The sequence below is a fragment of the Leucobacter holotrichiae genome, assembly GCF_055791005.1.
Genome location: NZ_JBVUAC010000003.1, coordinates 274,250 through 281,346, shown reverse-complemented (window position 1 = coordinate 281,346; position 7,097 = coordinate 274,250). Strand labels below are relative to the sequence as shown.

Annotated in this window: 8 protein-coding genes; 4 read left to right on the top strand and 4 right to left on the bottom strand. The window is 68.6% G+C overall.

Annotation, left to right across the window (positions count from 1 at the left end; all coding sequences use genetic code 11):
- From AC0KXF_RS06625 to AC0KXF_RS06610, 4 genes are all read right to left on the bottom strand, one after another.
- A partial coding sequence (locus AC0KXF_RS06625) for an IS110 family transposase (RefSeq protein ID WP_473108412.1) occupies window positions 1-189 on the bottom strand: 189 nt, incomplete at its 3' end.
- Between the two features lie 192 nt (window positions 190-381).
- Window positions 382-1,113: an IS3 family transposase gene (locus AC0KXF_RS06620; protein WP_473108411.1), complete on the bottom strand. Its 732-nt coding sequence runs from the start codon at window positions 1,111-1,113 to the stop codon at window positions 382-384.
- A complete protein-coding gene (locus AC0KXF_RS06615; protein WP_473108418.1) occupies window positions 1,110-1,436 on the bottom strand; it encodes a transposase in 327 nt (108 codons plus the stop codon). The genes AC0KXF_RS06620 and AC0KXF_RS06615 overlap by 4 nt, the downstream gene beginning before the upstream one ends.
- A gap of 251 nt (window positions 1,437-1,687) precedes the next feature.
- Window positions 1,688-2,185 (bottom strand): DUF3830 family protein, encoded by a 498-nt coding sequence (locus AC0KXF_RS06610; protein ID WP_473108410.1) that lies wholly within the window; start codon window positions 2,183-2,185, stop codon window positions 1,688-1,690.
- Window positions 2,186-2,323: 138 nt separating this feature from the next.
- Here AC0KXF_RS06610 and AC0KXF_RS06605 point away from each other — a divergent pair, with 138 nt between their 5' ends.
- The 4 genes from AC0KXF_RS06605 (at window position 2,324) to AC0KXF_RS06590 (ending at window position 7,093) form a co-directional block, all read left to right on the top strand.
- Window positions 2,324-3,109, top strand: coding sequence for a maleate cis-trans isomerase family protein (locus AC0KXF_RS06605; protein ID WP_473108409.1), 786 nt, complete (start codon window positions 2,324-2,326; stop codon window positions 3,107-3,109).
- A gap of 125 nt (window positions 3,110-3,234) precedes the next feature.
- Window positions 3,235-4,602 carry an MFS transporter gene (locus tag AC0KXF_RS06600; protein ID WP_473108408.1) on the top strand — a complete coding sequence of 456 codons (1,368 nt, stop codon included), beginning with the start codon at window positions 3,235-3,237 and terminating at the stop codon, window positions 4,600-4,602.
- Between the two features lie 5 nt (window positions 4,603-4,607).
- The gene (locus AC0KXF_RS06595; protein ID WP_473108407.1) at window positions 4,608-6,260 is read left to right on the top strand and encodes an amidohydrolase; all 1,653 of its coding nucleotides are present in this window, start codon (window positions 4,608-4,610) and stop codon (window positions 6,258-6,260) included.
- Window positions 6,257-7,093, top strand: a complete 837-nt coding sequence (locus AC0KXF_RS06590; RefSeq protein WP_473108406.1) for an SDR family NAD(P)-dependent oxidoreductase — start codon at window positions 6,257-6,259, stop codon at window positions 7,091-7,093. The genes AC0KXF_RS06595 and AC0KXF_RS06590 overlap by 4 nt, the downstream gene beginning before the upstream one ends.
- Window positions 7,094-7,097 lie beyond the last annotated feature (4 nt).

The following is a 7,097-nucleotide window of genomic DNA, read 5'->3' as shown; positions in this document are numbered from 1 at the left end:
GAAGGAGATGACCTTCCCGAAGCTCTCAGCCCAGGCGAGGAGCTGCTTGAACCCAGCGGTATCGGTCGCGATCGTAAGTGTCGCGAGGATCCCTCCGATCGTGTCCATCACGGCAGCGACGTGGATATGTTTATGCGTGTCGACGCCGATCACGACGTGCCCTGAACGGGAGGGTGTTTCTTGGGTCATAGCGGTGCTCTCCTCTGCCGGTTATCGTGGGGTTCACGCTGTCACCGGCGAGGGGACAGGACTGTCACGGGGACGCTATCGAAAGTATGCTCCAGGCTCCTATTAGGTCACGCCTCGTCCGGTGGCAGCGCTTCTATTGCGCTGCCCGGACGGAGGGCCGACAGATCAACGCAAAGGCACCATGCGGGCCAATCAAAACACGAGCCAGACCACTCCGACCGGGACTCCCCAATCCTTGCGAGACTGGGTACAAACAGACTGACAGTCGAAGCAGTTGCCCTTGCGGGACATCGACTGCGTCGCGCCGGCTTCAGTCAGCAGCGCCCGCCAGGACCTGTGCTGATACTGGAACCCCTGATCGGAGTGCACCAGCGGATGCTGGTCGGTCTCGAGCGTTTCGATCGCGGCGGACAGGGAGCTGTTCGTCAGTTCCAGGTTCGGTGACCGGCTCGTTGAGAACGCGATGATCTCCCCGTTGCACAGATCCATCACCGGGGACAGATAGAGCTTGTCGTCGCCGACACGGAACTCGGTCACATCCGTGACCCACTTCTCGTGCATCGACTGCGCCGTGAAGTCGCGGTCCAGGATGTTCTCCGCGATCTGGCCGGTCTCACCCCGGTAGGACGCGTATCGCCGTTTGCGGCGGGATGTGGAGGCCAGGCCGAGCTGGCGCATCAGCTTCAGCACGGTCTTGCGGTTCACCCGCCACACGGTTCTCACCAGCACGCTGTGCACGCGCCGATACCCGTAACGCGCCTTGTTCACGGTGAACACGTCGGTGATGGCGGCCTTCAGCTCGGCGTGCGGGTCGGGGACGTCCAGGCGGGCCTGGTGGTAGAAGAACGTCGATCGGGCAAGGCCCGCGGCGGCGAGCAGGTCGGTGAGGGAGTGGTCTGCCTTGAGGGTCACGACGGCGTTCACTTTGACCGTCGTTGCTGCTCCATCAAGGCCCGCAGTTTTCCCAGATACGCGACCTCCGCCTGAAGCCGCGCATTCTCCCGCCGCAACCGCGCCATCTCATTCGCCTCGCTCGGCTCAACGGTCGGCCCGGGCGGTCTGCCCGGGCGTTTGGGACCGAGCGCATCCTCGCCCTCATTCCGATACTTCCGCGCCCACGTCTCGACCAACTTCGGCGAGGACAGAGCGAACTCGCGAGCCAGCTCCGCCTTGGTCTCACCGGCGAGAAACCGGGTGACGATCTCGAGTTTGAGCTCGAACGAGTACGACGCCTTCGTCGGCTTCATCAGCAATGTCCTACTCCCACGCACCCGCCATCGGTCATAGAGCCGACGAATCGGGTTCAACCGGGACTCAAGGAGAGTGGCGACCGCATCCGGCCCCCACCCGTCCTCGAACAACGCTACCGCCGCTACACGGTGGTCATCAGAAAGCGAACTACGTGGATGCATGAAACTGCTCCCTGGTCGTCGGAACTGAATTAATCAGTCCAACTTTCAGGGAGCAGTTCAGATCCTCCCCTCCCTCTGCGCCGCGCCTACGCCCGCTCGTACCGCAGCGTCTCGCCCGCGGCCCCGTTCATCCACAGGTCCTGGCAGGCGGCCGCGAACTCCTCGAAGCCCTCCTCGATCGTGGCGAAGACGTTGCCGGGAATCCAGCCCTTGTCGCCGTTGATGAGCAGGTTGTTGCGGCCGTAGAAGACCGCGAGGTCGACGATGCTCTTGCCGGTGTCGCCGCCCTCGCCCTCCCGGTAGCCGTAGCCGGGATTGCCGAGCTCGGTCTCCGAGAAGCTGAAGTAGCAGACGTCGCGGGGGATCGGCGTGATGGTCGTGTTCTCCGGCCCCGGCTCCTCGGGGGCGAAGGCGGGCACGAGGTTGTAGATCTCGTTGCGGGCGTACTTGCCGTGGTAGACCTGGCCCTCCTGCGGCAGCGCGTCCCACACGGCGCCCGCCGTGCGCGGTGCCTCGTCGTCGAGCAGCCGTGCGCGGCAGCTGACGCCGCGCTTGAGCAGGGTGATGGTGATGTAGCGGCTCATGAGCACTCCCTCGTGGTCGGCGGGCGCCGGGCGCCCGTGCGCGTGGTCGACGGTGCGAGTGTTCGCCCGTGCGTCTCCAGATTATGGTCGTCGAACGAAAATTGTCAACAATCGGAATGTCCGATAGGGTAGCGTTCCATGGCGGGTCGCAGAGGATCCGCTCGCGGCGACGGGCAGGCGTCCGGCCGCGAGACCACCGTTGAAAGGACTCCGATGACGACGATCGGCTTTCTCTACCCCGGCTACGGCGCTGAGGACGACTACCCGTACATGCAGACGCTTGTGCCGGAGGGGGTCGAGCTCCGGCTTGTGCACACCTCGGTCGGGGTCGACGCGCACGAGGTCGACGCTCTGCTCGACCTCGGCCGCAGCGAGCGGCTGCTCGAGGGGGCCGAGGCGCTGCGGAGCGAGTCCCCCGACTCGATCGTCTGGGCCTGCACCTCCGGCAGCTTCGTGTTCGGACTCGAGGGGGCCGAGCGGCAGGCGGCGGAGGTCGGCGAGGCACTCAGGATCCCCGCGTCGTCGACCTCCCTCGCGTTCGTCGACGCGATCCGCCATCTCGGTGCGACCCGCGTGGCGATCGCGGCGACCTACCCCGAGGACGTCTCCGTGCACTTCCGAAGGCTGCTCGAAGACGCGGGTGTCACCGTCGTCTCCCTGGTGAGCCACGACATCGAAACCGCGGCGCTCGCAGGAGAGCTCGACGACGACGGCGTGGTCGAACTCGCTCGCAGCAACAACCCCGAGGAGGCCGAAGCAGTGCTCCTGCCAGACACGGCCATGCACACCGCCAGGCTCGTTCCGCGGCTCGAGGAGACGCTCGGCAAGTCGGTGCTCACGGCGAACCAGGTCACCCTGTGGCAGGGGCTGCGCCTCGCGGGGGTGCTGACGCCCATCGAAGACTTCGGGCGGCTGTTTGAGTAGCTTGGAGGAGATAGGGGCGGGAAGCCCGGGGGATCGCGCCGACCGTCGGCGTCCTCGGCCGTGAGGGGGCACGGTCTCGGAATCGAACCATTCACGACCAGTTGCAAAGGAGCAGCGAACGCATCATGAGTACGACAGCACCCGACAAACGCATCGAACCTGACAAGGCCACCCTGCGCAAAGCCATCGCCGCCTCGGCCATCGGCAATGCCACCGAGTGGTTCGACTACGGCGTCTACGCGGTCGCCGTGACCTACATCACCATCAACTTCTTCCCCTCCGACACGGGCACCGGCACGGTCTGGGCGCTCGCGACCTTCGCCCTGTCCTTCCTCGTGCGCCCCCTGGGCGGCATGTTCTGGGGGCCGCTCGGCGACAAGCTCGGACGCAAGAAGGTGCTCGCGCTCACGATCCTGCTCATGGCGGGCGCCACCTTCGCGGTCGGCATCCTGCCGACCTTCGAGCAGGCCGGCTTTCTCGCGCCCGCCCTCCTCATCTTCCTGCGCATGGTGCAGGGCTTCTCGACCGGCGGCGAGTACGGTGGTGCCGCCACGTTCATGGCCGAGTACGCGCCCGACAAGAAGCGCGGCTTCTACGGCAGCTTCCTCGAGTTCGGCACGCTCGGCGGTTTTGTGCTCGGATCGGCGATCGTGCTCGCGGCGACGCTGCTGCTTGGCCAGGACACCATGGCCGAGTGGGGCTGGCGCATCCCGTTCCTCATCGCGGGGCCGATGGGCCTCATCGGCCTCTACCTGCGCAGCCGGATCGAGGACACCCCCGTCTTCCAGGAGCAGGAGGAGGCCGCCGCGAAGGCCGAGAAGGAGAACACGCGCGGCGTCTGGCGCGAGCTGTTCTCGCACTACCGCAAGGCCATGCTCATCATGACCGGCCTCGTCATCGCCCTGAACGTGGTGAACTACACGCTGCTGACGTACATGCCGACCTACCTCGAGCACACCATCAACCTCTCCGCCGAAACCTCGCTGACCGTGTTCCTGCTTGGCCAGCTCGGCATGATGCTGCTCGTGCCGTTCTTCGGCAAGCTCTCCGACAGGGTCGGCCGCAAGCCGCTGTGGGTCTTCTCCCTCATCGGTCTCATCGTGATGGCGCTGCCCATGTACATGCTCATGGCGCAGGGCTTCGTCTGGGCGCTGGTCGCGTTCCTGGTGCTCGGCCTGCTGTACATCCCGCAGCTGGCCACCATCTCGGCGACCTTCCCGGCCTTCTTCCCGACCCACGTGCGGTACGCGGGATTCGCCATCACCTACAACGTCGCCACCGCTCTCTTCGGCGGCACTGCGCCCATGGCCAACGAGGCGCTCATCGAGTCAACGGGCTTCCGGCTCATGCCGGCGCTCTACATGATGGCGGCCTGTCTCGTCGGTCTCGTCGCCGCGCTGATGATGAAGGAGACGAGCGGGGTGTCGATCCGCACCCAGCCCGTCGCCATCGTTCCCCCGGGCACCCGCATCCCGGCGCCGGGGGAGAGCTGAGCCGCATGCGTGTCGACGCGATCCTCGAGAACGCCCGGGTGCTCACCCAGCACGAGCGGGTGCCGGAGACGGACGCGATCGCCCTGCTCGGCGGGCGGATCGTCGCGATCGGAGAGGACTGCGACGGTCTGCGCGCGGGGCGGCGCATCGACGCGGGCGGCGCGGTTGTGGTGCCGGGCTTCAACGACGCGCACGCGCACTCGGTCTGGTTCGGGCACACGCTGCTCGAGACCGACCTCGCCGCCTGCACCGGCCTCGACGACCTGTACGCCCGCGTCGAGCGCGCGGCGGGCGGGCTCGCCGCGGGCGAGTGGCTGGTGGCCTCGGGGTACAACCAGATGGACACCGGCGGGCGGTACCCCAACGCGGATCGGCTCGACGCCGCGGCCGGAGGGCGGCCCGTGTGGATCAAGCACACCTCGGGGCACTCGTGCTTCGTGAACCGGCGCGCGCTCGAGGAGCTCGGCATCACGGGCTCGGAGCGCATCGACGGCGGTTCGGTGGTCCGCGACGCCGACGGGAGGCCCACCGGGCTGCTCGAGGAGACGGCGATGTCGCTCGTGCAGGATCGCATGCTGCCCGCCCCGCAGCAGCAGATCGTCGCCGCGCTCGACGCCGCCACCGCCCGATACGCGGCGGAGGGCCTCACGAGCGTCACCGACGCGGGCATCGGAGGCGGGTGGATCGGGCACAGCGCCCAGGAGTTCGCCGCCTATCAGGCCGCGCTCGAGGCCGGCGCGCTGCGCACGAGGATGCAGCCGATGCTCGTATCGGACGTGCTCGGAGAGGTGCCGCTCAGCAGCGACGGCCGCAGCTTCCGGGGGTTGCCGGGCGGAGTGCGCAGCGGGCTCGGCGATGACCGGCTGCAACTCGGCCCGGTGAAGATCTTCCTCGACGGTTCGATCCTCGGTAACACCGCCCGCATGTCGGAGGGGTACCACAACTGCCCGAGCAACCACGGTTACTTCCAGGGCGACGTCGACGAGATGCGACGGCGCGCCCTCGACGCGGGCCGGGCCGGATGGGCGCTCGCGATGCACGCGGTCGGCGACGAGGCGGTGGGCCTCGCGATCGACATCCTCCGGCAGCTGCGCGGCGAGGGGGTGCGGCCGCCGCTGCCGCACCGCATCGAGCACGGCGGTGTGGTCACTGAGGCGCAGGTCGCCGCCCTCGCGCAGCTCGGCACGTCGATCGTCGCGCAGCCCTATTTCATGCGGGTCTACGGCGACGGCTTCCGCGACTACATCGGGGACGCGCGCTCCGAGCGGTCCTTCCGGCTCGGCAGTCTGCTGCGCCACGGCCTGCCCGTGGCGGGCAGCTCGGACCGCCCGGTGGCCGACGGGCGTCCACTCGCCGTGATGCAGGCCGCGGTCGAGCGCCTGACCGCGAGCTCGTGGGTGTACGGACCCGATGAGCGGCTCAGCACCGAGCAGGCGCTGCGGGCCTACACCGCGGGCTCGGCAGAGGTGACCGGCTGGGGCGCGGAGAAGGGCCGTCTGCTCCCGGGGTTTCTCGCCGACTTCGTGCTGCTCGGCGACGATCCGACGCGGGTCGACCCGTCGCGCATCGGCGACATCGAGGTGATCGCCACGGCCGTCGGAGGGGCCGCGACGCACGACCCCGGCGGTGTGCTGCGGGGCGGATCGGAGGAGGCATGACCGCGGAGGAGTCGCACGCAGAGATAAACGGGCTGCACAGCGAGAGACGGGCGTCGGGGGATCGCGCGGCCGGCGAGTCTTCGACGCGGCCGCTCGGCACCGCGGTCGTGACGGGCGGCACCTCGGGCATCGGCCTCGCGATCGCGCGCGGCCTCGTGGAGCGGGGGTTCGGCGTCGTCGTCACGGGGCGGCGGGCGCCGATCGATCCGCTCCCGGCGCGCACGAGGTTCGTGGAGGTCGACCACGCGGCAGCCGACGCGCCCGATCGCCTCGCCGAACAGCTCGACGACCGATTCGGACCGCTCATGGCGCTCGTGAACAACGTGGGGCGCCGGCACAACGACCGCATCGGCGAGCTGCAGCGCGAAAGCCTGCTCGAGACCATGTCGCTCAACGTCGTCTCGCACATGCTGCTCACGCAACGCCTCGCCCCGCTGCTCGCGGCGCACGAGGGCGGAGGCGGGCCGGGCGGCGCAGTGGTGAACATCAGCTCGCGCCTGGCGCGCGTCGGGATGCCGGGCGTGAGCGGCTACGCCGCCACCAAGGGGGCGATCAACGCGTTCACGGTCGCGGCCGCGGTCGAGCTCGCCCCGCTGGGCATCCGCGTGAACGCGGTCGCGCCGGGCATGACCAAGACGCCGCTCATCGAGAACTGGCTGGGCGAGCAGCCCGATCCCGCCGCCGCCGAGGCCGAGGTGACGGGTCGCATCCCGCTCGCGCGTCTCGCGGCTCCGGGCGACATCGCGGGGGCGGTCGTGTTCCTCGCCGCTCCCGACTCGGCCTACATCACGGGTGCGGTGCTGCCCGTCGACGGCGGCTACACGATTGGTTGAGAGG

Bases quoted from the DNA above. Each gene is read 5' to 3' on its own strand.
- AC0KXF_RS06595 (WP_473108407.1), top strand. From the start codon at position 4,608: ATGCGTGTCGACGCGATCCTCGAGAACGCCCGGGTGCTCACCCAGCAC.
- AC0KXF_RS06600 (WP_473108408.1), top strand. From the start codon at position 3,235: ATGAGTACGACAGCACCCGACAAACGCATCGAACCTGACAAGGCCACC.
- AC0KXF_RS06610 (WP_473108410.1), bottom strand. From the start codon at position 2,185: ATGAGCCGCTACATCACCATCACCCTGCTCAAGCGCGGCGTCAGCTGC.
- AC0KXF_RS06605 (WP_473108409.1), top strand. From the start codon at position 2,324: ATGGCGGGTCGCAGAGGATCCGCTCGCGGCGACGGGCAGGCGTCCGGC.
- AC0KXF_RS06615 (WP_473108418.1), bottom strand. From the start codon at position 1,436: ATGAAGCCGACGAAGGCGTCGTACTCGTTCGAGCTCAAACTCGAGATC.
- AC0KXF_RS06590 (WP_473108406.1), top strand. From the start codon at position 6,257: ATGACCGCGGAGGAGTCGCACGCAGAGATAAACGGGCTGCACAGCGAG.